This is a genomic window from Roseateles sp. P5_E1 (genome assembly GCF_054049335.1).
Genome location: NZ_JBFUMN010000010.1, coordinates 62218 through 80717, shown reverse-complemented (window position 1 = coordinate 80717; position 18500 = coordinate 62218). Strand labels below are relative to the sequence as shown.

At 65.6% G+C, this 18500-nt stretch carries 6 protein-coding genes; all 6 read right to left on the bottom strand.

The features are described 5' to 3' along the window. Nucleotides 1-47: 47 nt before the first annotated feature. Nucleotides 48-422 (bottom strand): hypothetical protein, encoded by a 375-nt coding sequence (locus ACXJKJ_RS11830; protein WP_457390234.1) that lies wholly within the window; start codon nt 420-422, stop codon nt 48-50. Beyond that, the gene (locus tag ACXJKJ_RS11825; RefSeq protein WP_457390233.1) at nt 419-14533 is read right to left on the bottom strand and encodes a hypothetical protein; all 14115 of its coding nucleotides are present in this window, start codon (nt 14531-14533) and stop codon (nt 419-421) included. Before ACXJKJ_RS11825 ends, ACXJKJ_RS11830 begins: the two co-directional genes overlap by 4 nt. A gap of 75 nt (nt 14534-14608) precedes the next feature. Next, the gene (locus ACXJKJ_RS11820; protein ID WP_457390232.1) at nt 14609-15643 is read right to left on the bottom strand and encodes an alpha/beta hydrolase family protein; all 1035 of its coding nucleotides are present in this window, start codon (nt 15641-15643) and stop codon (nt 14609-14611) included. Between the two features lie 96 nt (nt 15644-15739). Next, complete coding sequence (locus tag ACXJKJ_RS11815) at nt 15740-16786, bottom strand: helix-turn-helix domain-containing protein (RefSeq protein WP_457390231.1); 1047 nt, start codon at nt 16784-16786, stop codon at nt 15740-15742. Further along, on the bottom strand, nt 16773-17555 hold the full coding sequence (locus ACXJKJ_RS11810; RefSeq protein WP_056198584.1) for a ZIP family metal transporter: 783 nt from the start codon (nt 17553-17555) through the stop codon (nt 16773-16775). The genes ACXJKJ_RS11815 and ACXJKJ_RS11810 overlap by 14 nt, the downstream gene beginning before the upstream one ends. Nucleotides 17556-17624: 69 nt before the next feature. Next, entirely contained in the window at nt 17625-18485 is an 861-nt protein-coding gene (locus tag ACXJKJ_RS11805) for a dienelactone hydrolase family protein (protein ID WP_457390230.1), read from the bottom strand. Nucleotides 18486-18500: the final 15 nt, after the last annotated feature.

Genomic DNA, 18500 nt, shown 5'->3' with positions numbered 1-18500 from the left:
CTTTTGTAGCAGGGCTGCGCCAGGCTTTCGCCAACGGCATTACAGGACTAGAGACTCGCCCCCTTTGGGTCCGAGCCTCCAGCGGCCGCCTCGGTTACGTTCTCGGCAACGATTCGAAGCACCGGTCTATCGGCCCAAGCATCAATAAAGTTGAACACTGCAAAGGTGGCTGCGCCATCCTCGTCTGCCGCCTCGCAACATTCTTCAAGATACGCGCCATCCATTTCTACTGTGCCGTGGCTTAGCGCCCTGTGGTGAGGGCTCAACGCGAAGCAACTGATCGAACCATGGAAGATGAGCCTGTGTCGACAGTCCTGCCAGTCCACGTATCGCACTTCCACAGAGCTGACGTCCAAACGCACGTCCTCAATGCTCGCGTCATCCAGACGAAGCGTCGCGAAATTGATGGGGTCTGTTTTCATGGGTGATATCCGGGAAATGTTTCTTCTGCCAAGAAGCCGGTACCTGAACCGAGCGTGTAGCCATCTGGTAGCGCCTTTACGACCAAGCCTTGGGTCTTCGCTTGATTCCAAGACAGGCCAGGCGGCTTAATCTCGACATGGTAGTGCTCGCCGTGATGGCGCGGATGGAAAGCCGGGTCTCCTGGCTGGAGGCCTTCGGGATGACTTTCGAATCGAATTCTCGTCTGCGAGTTTGGCTCCCAGACAATTCGAGTGGTCCCATCGGGTGTGAGACTAATCTTCTTCGGCGGCACTCCCAGAATCGAGGTCATCTCGTGGGGTTTAGAAGGGAATCTGCCGAACTTGATACCAACAGCACCTGCTTGGCTGAGGCGCCCCATCCCAGCACCACGCACGTCTGTGATGGTGAAGCCGTAGTCACCAATCCCGACGCCACGCGCAGCAGCAAAGTTCAGCCCAAGTCCCAATCCACTGCTCGTGGCCTGGCGCAGGTCGCCGTTCATGAGCGCCGTGGTTGTGTCTCTGGCCCCGGTGTATGAGTGATAGACCATGCCCAGCGGCGAGACATTGAAGACGTTCGCCCCGGTGGACTTCAAGCCGTCCCACGTGCCTGCGTTAGGTGCGCTTAAGCTGCTCAACGAGGTCAGCGGTTGGAAGTCGCCAGTGACCGAGCCATGCAGGAATTTCAGGCCAGCTTGAACCGTGTCCGCCAACGGCAGGACGGTCATGTCGGCTAGGCCGAACAGCCCTGCAGTCGCCAGGTCGCCGACTCCCGATGCGATATCGAAGACCGCTTGAGGCAGGCGCACCACGCCCGGGCCGTCATCCGCCAGATACTTCAATACTTCAGGGCGGTCTAGCGTCAGACGGTCGCCGCCGGTGCCAGTGCTGCCGCCGGCAGCCGCTGCAGCTTTCACGGCTGAACTCGTGCTCGACTGCAACGCTTTCAACTCCCGAATGTTTCGCTCGAGTTGCAGCACCTGCAGTTGGGTGGCGTCCTTGCGGGCGTCAGCCAGCTCAATACCGGGATCACTCAGCACGCTGTCGAAGTACCTCTGCGATGCACCGAAGTCGTATCCGCCAATCACGCGAGACGTATCACTGCTGGCCGTCGCAGTTTCATAGCGATTCAGCCCGGCTGTTTCCGCGCCGGATTGGTCTGGTACCTTGCTCCAATCCACGCCGCCGAAGCTAGCGAGGCTGCTCCCGATTGCATTGCCAAGCGCGCCCTGCGCCACGCCGCGGTAGCTCCACCCATTGACCTGTACCGAGCCGATCATCGAGGTGTAGCGGCTCGGATCCGCGGCGATCTCCGCCTGATTGAGCAAGCTGCGGTTATTGGCTGCAGTGATCGCCCCGATAGCGGCCTGCACGTCGTTACCCAGGTTCGGGCTCCTGCTCAACTGGTCCAGGATCTGGCGCTGCTTAGCGAGGTTGCCATCTGCGATGGCCTGACGCCCCTCCTCCTTCAATCTGTCGTCCTTGCGCTGCTGACTATCCCTTTGCCACAGCTCGTTCTGCAAGGCGACGGCGTTGTAGTCCGGCTGGTAGTTGTAGTTCCCCGCGGAGGTGTTGCGCATGGCCGTATTGATGTAGCCCTGGATCATGGCCCCGAAGTTGTTGTAGAAGCTCGTGATCCCCGCGATGTTGGCCGCCGTCCAGTTCGGGTCCACCGCCCCGATGGCCTCACCAGCGTTGTAGGGCCGCCAGGTGCTGGCGTTGTGGTGGATGTTGGTGACCTTGTTGGGGACGAGCAGCACCTGGCCCGCGAACAAGGCGTTGTCGCCCAGCATGCCGTTGGCCTCGGCGATGAGATACCACAGGCTGGAGTCGCCCCACAGCGCTTGCGCCACCGAGCGCAGCGTTTCGCCGCTTTGGCGCACGGTATAGCTGCTGGCGGCATTGGCCGGGTAGCTGTCGTTGATCGGCTCGTAGTTCTGGTCGAAGTCCGCCCCCGCTCCGGCGTAGGGCATGGGCCCGGGGGTCATGTAGCGCCCGCGGCGCTGGTCGGCGGTTTCCTGGCGGTGGTTGCGCACAAGCTGCTCGGCGTAGCTGATGCGCAGCCGGTCCTCCAGGCTGTTGCCCACGTCGCCGATGCGGTGGCCGTCGGCGTAGTAGAAGTAGTGCGCCAGCGAGCCGCTGGTGCGCTGCAGCACCTGGCCGTTGGCGTTGCTGACGTAGCTCTTGGTGCCGGTGCTGTCGGCGTTGCTCTTGAGGTGACCGTTGGCGTCGTAGCCCAGGGTGCTCTGGGTTTGCTGGTTGCCCAGGGACTTGGTGATGGTTTTCTGCTGGGCGGTGTCCCAGTAGGTGTAGGTGTAGGTGGTGGCGGTGGTGGCCGACGGGGTGGTCTGCCCAGGCTGGGCTTGAGGGGTCTGGGTGACGAGGCCGAGCTGGCCGGCGCCGGGCTGGTCCCAGGGGCTGAGGTCGTCGGCGGCGCTGGTGGGGGTGCTGGTCTTCTTGTAGTAGGTGTAGTAGACGGTGTAGTTCTTGCTCGTGTCGCTGAGGTTGCGGGTGTCGCCCACGAAGCTCTGGGTGCGTAGCCGGTTGTCGGCGTCGTAGGTGCTGGCGGTGTTGGTGTGGTTGACGAGGTCGCTGAGCAGCGTGGTGCGGCCAACGTCGTCGAGCTGGCGGGTGGCGATGAGACTGCCGTTTTGTGAGGTGGCCTGCAGGTAGCCGTCCTGGCTGTAGGCGTAGACCTCGCTGACGTCGTGGGGGTCGCCTTGGTGCAGGTACCCGGTGTAGCCCGTGTAGGCGGTGTAGACGGCCAGGGCGCGCTGGCTGTTCTTGTCGTAGCCGATGAGGGTGCCCTCGGTGCCCCGCTTGATGACGACGCCGGTATCACCCAGGCTGGTGCCGCGCGCGGTGGTGGCCACCCCGGCGCTGGTCTCCAGCCGCCCCTTGCTGACGACGAAGCGGTTGAGCTTGTCGTAGGCGTACCAGTAGTCCTGCGTGCCGCCGCCCAGTAGCCCGGCCAGGCCGTCCCAGTAGGTGGCGGTGATGCGCCGGCGGTTGCCGACGGCGTCGAACTCGTAGGCCACGTCGAAGAAGTTGGCGTCGCGCACCCGCGAGATGCGGTTGAGCTCGTCGTAGGTGATGGTGGCGTTCTGGTAGGCGGTCGTCTTGCTGCCGTTGACGAGGCTGAAAGTGCCTTCAGCGACCCGGTTCCCGGCGTTGTCGTAGGCGTACTCGCTGGTGATGCCTTGCGTGTTGTCGGTGAAGGAGCGGATGTAGCCGTTGGCGTAGTAGGTGTAGTCGACGCTCTGGCTGTTGCTCTGGCCCGTGTGCACGGTGCTGGTCTGCTTGACGAGCTGGGCGGCGCTGTTGAAGGTGTAGGTGAACTGCGCGCCGCTGAGGTCCTGGTGCCAGGTGGTGTGGCCGAAGTAGTCGACCTTGTCGATGAGGCTGCGCCCGTCGGCCTGCAGCGTGGTGCGCACGTAGCCGCCGGTGGTGGTGGCCGCACCGCCGGCACCGGCCAGGCTGGCGATGCCGCTGGCGCCGGCCTGGCGCAGCTCGTAGGTGTAGCCCGTGACGAAGCCGTTGCCGGAGACGGTCTGCACGACGCGCTGCAGGGCGTCGTAGTCGGTGCGGGTGGTGATGCTGAGCGCGTTGGTGGCTGTCAGGCGCTGGCCGAGTTCGTCGTAGGCGTAGTTGTCACTGAGGTCGCGGCCGGTGGCGAGGGTGTCGCTGGTGGCGTTGGCCAGGCGCTGCACGCCCTTGCGGGTGACGGTGGTGAGCAGGCTGCGCTTGTCGTAGCTGCGTTCGGTGACGGCGCCCTCGGCGTCGGTGACCTTGCGGGCGTCGCCGAAGATGTCGTACTGGCTCGTGCGGATGCCGCCACCGGTGGCGTTGTAGGTATCGGCGTTGCCGCCGGCTGCATCGAACTCGCTGATGACCTGGGCATCGTCGCCGCGGCTGCCGGCCAGGTATTGCACGCGGCTCAAGTTGCCATTGGCATCCAGCATGGTGGTGTGCCGGCCCAGCAGGTCGTAGCCGAACCGGGTCTCGGGGCGGGCCCGGTAGCGGTAGCCGTTTTCTGCGGTGACGAAGGTCTCGGGGTCGAGCTTGGCGATGAGCTGACCCAGGGTGTTGTATTGCAGCGTGGTCTTGGCGCTGGCGAGTTGGTCGGCCGTGAGCTGACCGGCCGTGAGGGCCGCTTGGCCCTTGCTCTTGCGGTCGTCGTTGATGGCCGCAAGCATCCGCTCGGCCACGCGTTCGTCGCGCTCTTCCACCACGTCGCCGAAGGCGTTGAAGGATTGGAAGCGTTTGATGGTGACTTTCGGCTCGTTGGCCAGAACGGCGACCAACTGCTGCACTTGCGAACGTCCATCGGACGTGAAGACGATACGGCCCGACTGAACGATGGGGTTGCCGACTTCGTCGGTGAGGAGGCTTCCCGAAGGAGTCAAGGCACGCAGCACGTAATCGTAGGTCTGACCATTCGAAATACCTGCATTGCGCGCATCGATCGCGAACGATGTATACCCACTCTCGGAACTTGAAGGCGGGTGATAGGTGCCATTCGCCGTGAACCACCGCCCATTTATCAAAACTTGCGCTCGTGAAACCTGACGGCCCTTGATGTTGAAGTCAACCGGCAGTGCCGTAGGGTCGGCTGAATCTGATGTGACGATGGTTCCGTCATTATGGAACTTGATGCTCACCGCGCCCGAGCCACTCGGCATGGTGTATTTAAGCGTCAACAGCCTTGGGGAGGGCGCCCCACCCTGCGGGCGGTAATTCCAAAGAGTGAATTCAGTCGCCGCATCAGGGAACGTGATGGCTGTTGAACTTTCTAGGACTGCACCTGTCGCGTCGTCAATCAGGCTGTAAGGAAGATATCGCCAGTGGCTGCTTGGCTGCCCGGAAAGCAAAGGGTCTGGCGCCAAGAATATTGCGCCCGGCTGACGATCTGTGTCGAGCGGGGGGTCGTATTGCCAAGTGATGTTGCCATCTATGTCTATTGAAAACGTTCCACGGCCGAATGCATATATCTTCGAGGAAGGATAGCTGCCGCCTGGAGCGCTTCTATTAATAGAATATCTGAAGGACTGAATTCCCTTCCCTTTGTACTGGCTCAGATCATATGTTGAGGCGGTATTTCCCGAGATCCAACTAAACCACCCGTACTCACCTAAATTTTGCGATCCAACAGCAAAGCTAAATGAATCCCATAGTTGAAGCGGAGCGCTGAAATGCGAAATATTGAATTTCGGAACCGCCCCGCTGGTTGCAGTGAACGAATCTGCTCTGGGATAGATGGACGCATGCTGGACCTTGGTAGACGCTGGCTCCCAAGCCGGCACCCACTGCTCGTTGTAAAGGCTACCCATCGTCACCGCGTTCTTGAGCACATCGATCTGCGGATCAATGGTCTGGGTGATGAGGTTCCTGGAGTTGTAGATCGAGACGCGCGAGTACAGTGGCAAGAAGGCGGTGTCGGCGGCGTTGCGCTTGCCGGAGGTGACCTGCTGCAGGGTGAGGCTGCGCAGGTCGATGGCCACGTCCAGCCCGGCCACCTTGTAGGTCGCATCGCCATTGCCGCGAATCTCGCGGGTCATGTTGCCGTTGGCGTCATAGACGTAGAACTTGATCGCCCCGTCGCCCGAATTCGTCTTCACGACCTTGCCCAGCGTGGAGTATTCGGCGAACTCCTCCCAGCCGTCGCCGATGCCCTTGGCGCTGAACTCGCCGAAGGCGTTGTAGCGGGTCTTGCGGGTCTCGGCCGCGGCGACCTTGTCGCTCTCCCAGTGCTTTTCCACGACGATGCGCCCGGCCGCGTCGAACTCGTAGCTGGTGATGATGTCGCGCAGCTTGGGGGCGCTGGCGGTACTGTCCGAGCGGCGCACGTCCTTGTTCACGCGCCGGGCGAGGTTGCCGTTGGCGTCGTAGGCATAGGTCGTGATGGCGCCGGCGGCGTCCGTCGTCTGCACGAGCAGGCCGTTGGCGTCGTAGCCGCTGAGCGTGATGCGGTCGTCCGTCTCGACGTTGGTGTCCTTGCCGCGCTGGATGCGGCGCTTGACCTGCCCCAGGCCGTCGTACTCGGTGTCGGTGGTCGGGCGGACGTTGGCGTTCAGGTAGTCCACATACCCCGGCGCCTCGCGGTGTGTCTCGCGGTTCAGGCCGTCGTAGCTGATGTCGGTCTGCTCCCAGGTCAGGGTCGTGCCGACCTCCGTGGCCAGCGCCTGGGTCTGCGTGACGGCGCCCAGGCCGTTGTACTGGTAGCGGGTGATGGCGGTCGTCGTGTTCTGCGTGCGGGTGCCGCTGGCGTCGACGGTGTCCTGCGCCACGTTCAAGAGGCGCTGCTCGGTGACGCGGCCCAGCCGGTCCAGGCTGACCTCGGTGATGCGGTTTTGCTCACCCACAGGTACGTTCTGCCCGGCGATGACGGGGATGAGCTGCGCCGGGTCGTTGGTAGCGCCGGCGCTGGCCAGCTTGTCGGCCTGGCGGGCGTAGCCGCCCGGCAGCATCGCGGCGTAGCGGGTTTGTTTGGTGGCGACGTTGCCTGCGTGGCCGTACTCCCACGCGATGGCCGCGCCGCCGGCGTCGATGGACAGGGTCCGCCGGCCGTTGCCGTCGAAGTACTCGAAGCTGGAATTGCCGCGGCCATCCTTGCGCTCGGTGAGGTTGCCCACCGCGTCGTAGAAGAAGCTCTGCAGCACCGTGTTCTTCGGCGTCAGGCCGCTGATGACGAAGGCGGCCGTGCCGTCACCGCTGCTCCAGGCGTAGAGGTTGTCGAGCGAGGTCTGCGTCTTGCGGTTGAGCGCGTCGTACAGGGTGCGCAGCGTGCGGTCGTTGGCGGTGTCGGCGGTGACTGCGGGCGCGCTGCCCACCGGGTCGAGGGTCACGCCGTCGGCGATGCGCGTGGCGTAGACGGTCTGCACGACCTGGTTGCCCGCGGCGTCGTAGCTGGCGCGCGAGGCGACGCGGTCGGCGCTGATCTCCAGCGTCTTTTGGTCGAGCGCGTCGTACCAGGCCACGGAGCGCCTGCCGCCATTGACGGTGGTGCCGTCGGCCTGGAGCTGGCCGTGGCTGACCTGCTCGATGAGGTTGCCGCGGGCGTCGTAGCGCATCGCGTCGGCCGGCGTGACGGTGCTGGTGCTGCCGTCGGCGGCGGTGGCCGTGTAGCCCATGCCGATGCGCCGGACCAGGCGGTCGTTGGCGTCGTAGGCCATCCGCGTGGTGCGCTGTTCGGGCAGGCCCTTGGCTTCGATGCTGGTGATGCGGTTGCCGCGGCTGTCGTACTGGTATTCGTTGACGACGTCCTTGAGCGCGCCGGTGCCGTCCTTGGCCTGCACGGGCAGGGTTTCGGTGAGCAGGCGCCCGAGGCGGTCGTAGGTGTAGGCGACGGTGGCGCCGAGCTTGTTCTTGACGCTCAGGCGCTGGCCGAAGGCGTCCAGCGCATCGGTACCCTCGACGTAGTTCTCGGCGTCGGTCTCCTGGAGCAGGCGGCCGTTGCGGTCGTAGGTGCGGCTCGTGAGGGCGTCTGCCGTGGCGTTGGTGAGCACGTAGGCACCATTGGCCTGCGCCGCGGTGGCCAGAACGACGGCTTGGCCGCCCGAGAGCGTGCCTTGCACTTTGGCGTCCACGCGCAGGCTGCTGGTGAGGTTGCCGAAGGCGTCGTAGCCATAGGCAGTGAGGTAGCGCTGTGCATCGACGGATTGCAGCAGGCGCCCGGTCTTGTCGTAGACCTGGTAGCGCTTGAAGCCGCGCGCATCGGTGATGACGCTGGCGCGGCCGAAGGCGTCGTAGTCCGTCGCGGTGACGCCGCCCAGCGCGTCGGTGACTGTCGTGACGCGGCCGGCGGCGTCGTAGCCGTAGTCGGTGGTGTAGAGCTTGCGCAGCGCGGTTTGCGCCGCGGCCTTGGCATCGGCGGCCAGGGTGGAGAGGTCAGCGGCGTAGCCCAGCCGCACGCGCTCGGCCTGCTCCCAGGCGCCGGTGCCTTCGGCCAGCGCGACGCCGCGGGGGTCGATCTCGTGCCACAAGCGGCCTTGGGCGTCGTACTCGTAGCGCGTGGTGCTGGCCAGTGCCGTGCCGTCGGCGCGCGTGATCGAGATGCGTTGGCCGGCGCCGTTGTAGCCGTAGCGCGTCGTGCTGGCTTGCCCCACCACGTTGCCAGCCAGGACCTCGGTCTCCAGCCGGCCGGCGGCGTCGTAGGTGAACTGGGTCTGCACGCCATTGCCGTCGGTCTCGAGACTCAGGCGCCCGGCGCGATCAAGCTCACGGACCACGCTGGTCGCCGCACCCAGCCCCGGAAGCGCAGCCGTCAACGTGTTCAGCACGGGGGCAAAGGCAGCAGGCGTGTAGCTGCCGCTGCCACTCAGGCGGCTGGCATAGCGCAGTGCCGTCGTGCGGGCGTTGGCGTCGTCGTAGCGCGTCTCGGTGACATAGCCTTCGGCGTCTACCGCAAAGCGCTGGCGGCCCGCTGCGTCGTAGGCAAATTGAGTGACGCGGCCTTTGAGGGGTGGCACCTCCTCCATGTTGTCGATGTAGCTGACCGTCTGGCCTGGCGGCAAGTTGGACGCACGCAAGACGGCAAACTCAACCCGAACGGACTGCCAGTCCGTCGTCGGCTCGACAATCGTTGCCACCAAGCCACTGGCGCGCGACGTGCCTTTTTCATAGACAAAGACGCGCGCGCCGGTGGCGGTTGACTCCATCTCGATGCTGTACGTCTTGCCCGGAACGTAGACCCCGATGTCCACCTCCACAAACGTTCCGGCGGGTAGCTGTCGGCACTGGGTATAGACGTGGCCGTTGTTCTTGAAAATCAGGGCCGCTCGGCTCATACCACCAGCCCCATCCTTGAGCATGATGTGCGTCGTCTGCTGGAGGTGAACCGGCTGATAGTCGAGTTTGAGTACAGACCCCACCGGCATCTGCTTTGGGCTGGTCATGAGCGCATAGCCGCCGTTCGGCAAGGGCTCGCTGACCAGCTTGAGCCGCCCGGCTTCCCATATGCCGACGGAGCCCCCTAGCCCGTCCATGTCCCTGTTGAACTCGCGTTTGGTCGGCGAATAGATCGCCGCGAGGTCAGCCTCGCTTGGCACGGTGCCGACGCTCCAGGTCCAGGGCTGCTCGTGCTCCACGCTCGCCACGATCCGGCCTGCCGCGTCGTAGCGCCGCTCGCTCACGAAGCCTTCTGCATTGACGACGAACCGCTGATTGCCAACCTTGTCGTAGGCGTAGCGGGTGACGTGATCCTTGGCATCGACCTTGACCAGCTTTCCATAGATCGCGGAGCCCGACATGCCCACACTGACCCCGGTGATGATCTGCTCGTACCGGCGTTCCGACACGACCCGATTGGCGCCGTCGTACTTGCGTTCCGTGACCTGCCCCAGGGCGTCGACGCTGTAGATCAAACGGCCATCGCCGTCGTAGGAATTGATGCTGAGCTGCTCGGCCGGGCCGGCGCTCAATATGTCCAGAGCAGTACGCAGTTCGTCGTAGGTCTTGCTGGCCCAGCCCGCCGCCAGCGTTGTGGCATAGGCCCGGATGGCCGTGACACGGCCTTCACCGTCGTAGTCATATCGCGTGGCGGCACCAAGGGCGTCGACGCCGTAGCGCAGGCGATCGGCGTTGTCGTAGCTGTAGCGGGCCGTGACATTGTTCTGCGAGTCACGCTTCAACAGCAGGCGCCCGGCCGCGTCGTACTCGTAGCTGGTCTTGAGTTTCAGCCCGTCGGGGTCGACGGTCTCTGACGTGCGTCGGCCCAGGATGTCGTATGCATAGGCCACCTTGCGGGCGGCGGTCGTACCGGCTCCGTCGATGACAGTGAGCACGCGGCTCTGGGCGTCGTAGCCGTAGCTGGTCTTGAGCTTGAGCCCGCCGGTCACGTCGTCGACGATGACGTCGGCAAGTTCACCCCTGGCGTTGTAGACCTGCGTTGTGACGGTGCCGCGAGGGTCGGTGATCTTGAGCTTGCGCCCCTGGCCGTCGTACTCGTAGCGGGTCTGCAGGTTCAGCCCCACACCGTTGACCAGCGGGTCCACCGTCTGTATCAGCACGCGGTTGGCGGCGTCGAAGCTGTAGCTCGTCGTGCTGGCGGCCCCGTCATTGATCGGGGCACCGCCGGCGTTGGCCTTCAGTCCCTGAACGACCTGGACGAGGTTGTCGTTGGCGTCGTAGCCGTTCTGCGTGACGTTGCCCAGCGCATCCGTCACGGTAAGCAAGTTACCGTGGGCGTCGTAGGCGTAGGTGGTGGTCGCCCCGGCGCCGTCGGTGACTTTGTAGACCTGCCCGTGGCGGTTGTACTCGGTGACGGTTTGGATACCTGCCGTCTTTACCGTCAGCTTGCGATTGACGGCGTCGTGGGTATAGGTGACGGTGCTGATGGCGCGATCGACACGGGTGACCGTTCGATCCAGCGCGTCGTACGTGGTCGATGTGGTGCCGGCCGGCCCGGCGATCGTGATCTTGCGCCCGGCACCACTGTCGCGCAGATAGGTGTACTGAGTGATCCGGTTGAGTTCGTCGGTGGTGTTGTAGAGCCGGCCGAGGGCGTCGAAGGTTGCGCCCGTGATCACGGCGCTTGCCAGCCCCGGGCCGCTGCGTTCGGTTCGAGTGGCGTTGCCACGCCGGTCATAGCCATAGTCCAGCGTCAGGCGGCRCGCGTTGGCGGTGCCCACAGGATCGATGTCGCGGATCTCTTTGCTGAGCTGGCCGAAGGCGTTGTAGCTGTAGTCGGCCTTGTTGCCCAGCGCATCAATGGCCTGCTGGATGAGGCCGCGCTGGTTGAAGGTCACCGCACTGCGGTTGTCCAGGCCGGCGTTGTTCAGCGCGGCAATCGCGCTTGACAGCGAGATGTCAGCTGCAGGCGCACGGCTCACAACCGCTGTGTCAGCTTTGCCACCTACCAGACCGGTGGCGTCGGCCACCGAGAGTCGCTGGCTGTGCGTGACCGTGGCCTGCACTTCACTGAAGTTGCTGTAGATCGTCTCCGTGACCTCGCCACCCTTGATCGGGTCGCGCAGGATGGCGTAGACCTGACGGCCTTGCGCGTCGTAGTAGAAGAAGGTCTTGTTGCCGCGCGCATCGGTCACGCTGGTTCGGCGGCCTGCCGCGTCGTAGGTGGAAGTGGTGCTTGTGGCATCGCCTTCGATCTGCGTGCTCTGCACGCGGCCCCAGTCGTCGTAGCTGATGTTCTGCTTGCGCTCCTCGCCCGAGCCCTTGGCCAGCGTGGTGGATTTGAGGCGTTGAAGGCTGTCGTAGTCGTAGAAGGTGACGGTGCCGTCCGCTGCCGTCTCCTGCTCCAGCAAACCCCGGTTGTTGTACGTCTTGCTGGTGGACAGGGGCAACTTGGGACTGCTCAACGAGGTCCGCAAGGCATCAGTGAGGTCGCCGGTCTTGAACAACTTCAAGCTTGCCGGGCTCCCGCTGATCACAGGCTTGATGGCCTGGGTGAGATAACTGATGCCTCCCGCGGGCCGGCCTGCGGTATCGAACTTGTACTCCGTGAGGTAACCCTCGGCATTGACTTGGGCGATTTGGCGGCCCGCTGTGTCATAGACCCACTGAGTGAACTCGTCGTCACTCAATGGCGCGAGGGCTTGCAAGTCGGCCAGCGAAGGATTGGCACGCTGTGCATCGCTCAGAAGGGCGGAGCGACGCAGCTGCGAGAGCGTGTTGCCCGCCGCGTCGTACTTCCAGACGGTGAGGCCGCCGTCGCCGTCTACCCGCGCGGCAAGGCGCCCCGTGGCGTCGTACAGGTTGCGTGTCGTGCGGTCCCGCGCGGCGTCTGCCGTGGGCGCTGACATGGACGGACCACTGGTGCGCGTGGTGCCCTGGGTTGCATCCAGGCGCGTGACGGCCACGGCGGTGGCATAGCGGGTCTGGGCCGTCAGCGCCGAGGTGCCGTCGTACTTGTTCTCGGTCAGGTAGCCGTCGGCGTCCAGCGTGCCGGCCAGCCGGCCGGCGGCGTCGTAGTAGAAGGTCGTGACGCGGTCATTCGTTGCATCGCCCGCGGGACGGACGTCTGCCACCGTCTTGGCGGTGGGTTGGCCCTGGGCGTCGCTCAAGCTGGCCCGCGTGGCTTCGCTCACCAGCGTGGCGTAGGCCACCGTCTGGGTCAGCCGCCCCGCGCCGTCGTAGAGGTATTCGGTGAGCTGGCCGTTGGCGGCGATGTCGGCGCTCTTGCGGCCGCTGACGTCGTACAGGGTGTGGCTGGAGACGCTGGTGGCGTCCTGCACGCGGCGCAGCTGGCCCGCCGCGTCGTAGAAGTACTTGGTGGCGCCCAGCGCCGTCTGGCTGACGGCGCCGAGCACGTCGCTGGACACGAGGCGGCCCATCGTGTCGAAGATCTGTACCGTGGTCAGGCCGTTGTCCAGCTTGACGGAGGTCTTGCGATCCGAATCAGCGTAGGTATAGAGCGTGATCGCGGCGTTAGCGTCCACGCTCTTGGTCACGCGGTTCAGCCCGTCGTACAGATAGGTGGTGCCGTTGTTGTTGATGTCCTTGCTGGAGAGCAGCCGGCCAAAAGCGTCGTAGCTGGTGAATGTCTTGATCGCCCCGCCCGGCGTGGCAACGCCGTTGGACAGGGCCATCGTCGTGTAGCGGCGCTGCTCCTTCACCTGGCCGCGCAGGTCGTAGTCGAACTCGACGATCTGGCGATCCAGGCTCTGCGCCTGGGGACCGTTCACCCAGCTCTCGAGCGAAGTGAAGCTGGGATTGGGGTCGCTGAAAACAGCAGCTGTGTACTGCACCTGGCGTGCGAGCAGCCCCCAGCCGTTGTAGACGTAGCGTGTCACTTCGCCCTGCAGGCCCAGCACATAGGCCAGGCGCCGCTTGGCGATTTGCGTCGTGTCGTAGATGTACTGGGTGGTGCGCGCACCGCTGGCCTTGAGCGGGCCGGCGACGCCGTCCGGGTCGGCAACGGTGTAGGTCGTCTCTGTGGCGAGCAGGCCCGTGCTGGTGTAGGTGCGCTCCAGCACGTTGCCCGCCGCATCGGTCCGGCGTGCCAGCTTGCCGGCGCCGGCGTACTCGTAGGTCGTGACTTCGCTCTTGGCGTTGGTGCTGGTCAGCACGTCGCCGTTGTCATAGGTGTAGCTTTGCTTGAAGCTTGCACCGCCGAGCAGTGCGCCGCTGATCTCTTCCAGCTGGCCGCTGTTGACGCCGCTGAGGTATTTGAGCGTGGTGACCTGGCCCAGGGCATCGGTCACCGTGGTGGTGCGGTTGGTGGTGTCGTAGACGAAGCCGGTCTTGCGGTTCTGATCGTCCGTGATGGACTTGACGCGGCTGTCGGGCCAGTAGTCGATGGTCTGTGTGTTGCCATCCTTTTGAGTGAGGGTCTGCAGCCGGCCGTTGGTGTCGTAGCCGTAGCTGACCGTGTAGGTGCTGCTGTCGGTGGTGTCTTCGGGCGTCAGGTCGGTGGTGACCAGGCTGAGCCGTCCACCGGTGTAGCCGTAGCTGGTGACGCTGCGCGTCTGTTGCGCGCCCTGCGCATCCTTGTAGCTGGTGGTGATCTTGGACAGCTGCGTGCCGGTGTAGTTCAGCGTCACCACTTCGTCGGCCGTTGAGCTGCCAGCCTTGAAGGTGGACAGGCTGCTAATCAGGCCGCCGCCGTCGTAGTCAACCTTGACCAGGTTGCCTTGGGCGTCGCTGACCTGTGAGAGCCGGTAGATCTCCCCGTCGACATTGGCGTAGGTTTCTGCCGTGCCGGTGTCGCCATCGGTCCAGGTCCAGACACCGGCGCCGTAGCTCAGGCTGTCGAACTGGCCCGAGCCCTCGGCCGTGAGGTACTTGCCGGTGGCGGTGTCGAAGGAGTACGACGCCTCATGGCCGTCCGCATCGGTGCGCTTGATGCTGCTGCCGGCGGTGTTGACGGTGCCCACGCGCCCCGACACGCGCCGGTAGTAGCCGACGCGCCAGCCATCCCCGTTATCGCCGTCCCAGCCGCCCTGGCTGTTGTAGGTACGGAGCAGGTCGACGTCCGGACCGACGCCCACCAGGTATTCGTCGCGGTCCTGGATGACGAGGTTGCCGTTGGCTGCATTGACGGTGATCTGTTCGCCGGCACGCCCCGTGGCGGCCTGTCCCATCCCGCCCGCCCCGCCCAACACGTCCTTGGACGTGTTGACCAAACCGTTACCACTGCCGGTGACCACTGAAACCATGTCTCTCTCCCAAGGATCGGTATTACTTAGGTAATCCAGGGATGAGTCCGGTTGTTTAGCTTCCGTTTCAAATAGTCACACTTCGGTGCCAAGCAAATGTCTGCGAAAGAAGCCCACCGTTCGGCCCAACCACAACGCAGTCGTCACCGATCGATCAAACCCCGGCGGGTCACACAGCAGGTCGCATTCCAGGCGGCCAAGGCCGTCGGGCGTCGGCGGCGGTGCAAGCAAGGCGCCATGGCCGGCGCCCGGTAGCGCAGCGAGCAGTTCGCAGCTCTGGCAGGCGGCGATCAATGGGTCGCTGTGAAAACGCGGCAGCAGCCAGCGGTCGCCGTCGGCGGTGATCAGACCCAGCGGCACGCGCGGCTTGGCGAGGGTCGCCAGATCGAAGTCGGCTGCCGCCGGCACGCCGGCCACGACGGCGGCGATGCGCGGGTCGTTGTGGACCTGCGGCGTCGCGTCACGGAACTTCCAGTCGAGCACGTGCCGGGCCACCCAGAGCTTGAGGCCATCCAGCGCACCGCCGGTCAGCCGCGTGGCCAGGCCGATGCAGCTGTAGAAGTCTTCCGCGAGGTCCTTCTCGCAATGGGCGCGAAAGCGCTCGGGCGACCAGGCGCCGCCGGCCAGGCTGAGCATGGTGTGGCCACCGGCCGACATGCCGAAGCCGCCGACGCGGTCCAGCTTCAGGCCGGCAAAGCGTGGGTCGGCGGCAACGCGGTCGATGGCATGGCTGATCTCGGCGGGGCGCTGTTTCCAGCTGTCGGGGCCGGGGCGGCCGGGGTCAGTCCAGTTGTCGCCGCGGTGCAGGGGCAGCACGACCGTGAAGCCGGCCTCGACCAGGGCCTTGGCCAGGGTGGTGTGCACCCACGGGCCGCCGCCCGAGCCGTGCGAGATGGCGATGAGGCGGCCATTGCCGGGGGCCGGTGGCGCGTCGGGTGCCAGCATCAGCTGCAGGTCGCCGCGCGTTTCAGGCCGGCCGGCGGCGGCGGTGGGATAGAACAGCGTGACGGCGCCGCCGTCATCGTCGGCGGGCAGAGTCAGTGTGCCGACGGTGGCGGCGTGCGCGGAGGCACTCAGCGCCAGGCTGGTGAGCAGGAAGCGGAAGAACATGGCTGGCTCCTCGGAAGTTGAGAAGCCCTCAGCCTCGGCCACCCTGCCCGCTATGTCTGGCCGAAACCCGCGCTTTGCAGGTTTCGGCGCTGCTTTTTAAGAATCGGCCAGCGCTTTCTGGCGGAATTCGGTGGGCGTCAGGCCGGTATCGGCCTTGAAGGCGCGGTTGAAGGGGCCGATGGAGCCGAAACCGACGTCCAGCGCAATGGTCAGCACCGGAAGGCCGCGCTCGGCCGGATCGGCCAGGCGGCGCTTGGCCTCAAGCAGGCGCAGGCCGTTGACGAAGGCATTGAAGTTGCGGTGGCCCAGGCCCTGGTTGATGACGCGGCGCAGCCGGTACTCCGGCGTGCCGAGCTGCTCGGCCAGGCTGGCCAGGCTCAAACCCTCCTGAGCGTAGCCGCGACCCTCACCCATCAACTTGGCCAGCGCGGCGGCGACGGCCTGGTCCTGCGGGTCCTCGGCTGTAGGCGCGGATGGCGGCGGTGCCGCGACGTCCTCGTCCCACAGGCCCGACACGCGCGGCCGCAACAGTTGCCAGGCGACGAGGCTGGTCAGCGTCAGCATCATGGCCACGTCGCCAAGCGCGGCGGCGCCGCTCAACGTGCCGTTCGGTGAGCCGATGCGCAGGGCCACCATGACGACGGCATAACTTGCGCCGCCGCCGACGACGAGGCCGCGCAGGCGCCGGCGCTTTTCGACGAGGTCCGCCCGCCATGGCCCGGCCACGGCGGCCAGGCCCAGTGCCGCGAAAGCGATGGGCAAGGCCCGCAACAGCACGAAGGTGGGCCACCAACCCCACCACAGACAGATCGTCGCGCCGAACAGCGCAACGGCGGCCCACAGCACGCCATGCCAGGCGCGCAGACGAAAGCCGTCCTCGAAGACAGCGCGCGCGAACAGCCAGAACAGCACGGCGGAACCGAGCGAGATGCCGATGCCAGGCGCCTGGACGGCGCAGCGCAGCTCGTGTTCAACCCAGGGCGAGGCRGAAACCGCCTGCACGGCGGAGGACAGCGACAGCGCGATGCCYGTGCGCACGAGATCGGCGTGCCGTGCATGCCGCCAATGCGGCAGCAGCACCAGCACCACGAGGATCAGCACGGCAACCAGCGCGCCGCGCAGCCCTGCGTCAATGAGTGCCATGCAGCAGCTGGGACACCGCGAAGGCCACGCCCAGGCCCACGCCCAGCCACGCGACCTGGGCAAAGGTTTCGCGCCAGGCCAGGCGCTGCTGCAGCTGGGGCAGCAGGTCGGCCACCGAGATGTAGATGAAGCTGCTGGACGCCAGCACCAGCAGATAGGGCAGCACACCCTCAAAGCCGCCGATCAGGAAGTAGCCCAGCACGCCGCCGACGACCGCCGCCATGCCCGAGATCGCGTTGAACAGCAGCGCCTTGCCGCGGCTGAAGCCGGCGTTGAGCAGCACGATGTAGTCGCCCACCTCCTGCGGGATCTCGTGGGCGACGATGGCCAGCGCCGTGGCGAAGCCCAGCCGCGTGTCGGCGAGGAAGGCGGCCGCGATGATGGCGCCGTCGCAGAAGTTGTGGATGCTGTCGCCCACCAGCACGGTCAGGCCGCCGCGGCCGGCCTGCTCGGCGTCGAAGTGGTGGTGGTGATGGTGGCCGTCGCCCTCGTGATGGTGGACGTGGCGGTAAAGCTCCACCTTCTCCAGCAGCCAGAAGAACAGCAGGCCGCCCAGCAGCACGGCGAACAGCACCTGCGGTTTGGCCGTGTGGCTCTCGAAGGCCTCGGGCAGCACGTTCAGCAGCGACGTGCCCAGCAGGATGCCGGCCGACAGGCTGACGAGGCTCTTGACGAGGCGGGTCAGCACGCCGACGGTCAGGCTCGCGGCAACGAGCACCGACAGCAGCCCGCCCGCGAAGGTGGCGAGCACGATGTAGAGAAGGGTCATGGAATCAGGCAAAAGCAACGGGCCACAGCCATGGACTGCGGCCCGAGGGCGGTCAGCGTAGCAGACGGGTCAAGCCACACCACATTTCTTGAACCAGGCCAATGCCCACGCCCAGGCGTCGTCGGCCGCGGCCTTGCGGTAGCTGGGGCGGTAGTCGGCATAGAAGCCGTGCGGCGTGTCGGGGTAGACGACGAACTCGCATTTCGTGTTGCCCGCCGCCTTGAGCGCGGCTTCGAGCTGGGTCAGCGTCTCGACCGGGATGCCGCCATCGGCCGCGCCGTACAGCGCCAGCACCGGCGCCTTGATGCTCCCGGCACGCTCGATGACGGTCTTGTCGCCAGCGTTGTAGTTGCGTGCCACCGGGCCGTACCAGGCGGCCGCGGCCGTCAGCCTGGGGTTGTGGGCGGCATAGGACCAGGTCGTGCGCCCACCCCAGCAAAAGCCGGTGATGGCCAGCTTGGCGGGATCACCGCCGTTCGCAGCCGCCCAGGCGACCGTGGCGTCCAGGTCGCCATTGACCTGGGCATCGCCCGCCTTGCTGACCACCTCACTGATCAGCTTGGGAATGTCGGTGTAGGCGCCGGCATTGCCGTGGCGTGCGAACAGCTCGGGCGCGATGGCCAGGTAGCCCTGCTTGGCCAGCCGCCGGCAGACGTCCGCGATGTGCTCGTGYACGCCGAAGATCTCGCAGGCCACCAGCACGACCGGCAGGTTCTTCCGGCCGGCAGGCGCCGCCCGATAGGCCGGCATCTGAAAGTCGCCCACGGGGATGCTGACCGGGCCCGCCTCCAGGCCCGCCGTGTCGGTGGAGATCGTCTGGGCCGTCACCGGCAGCACGGCCGCTGCGAAGCCACTGCCCACCGTCGTCTGCACAAAGCTGCGGCGGCTGAAGTCGCGGGACGGCGCGAGGCTGTCGATCTCGTCTTTCAAGGTGGGGGCTCCAGG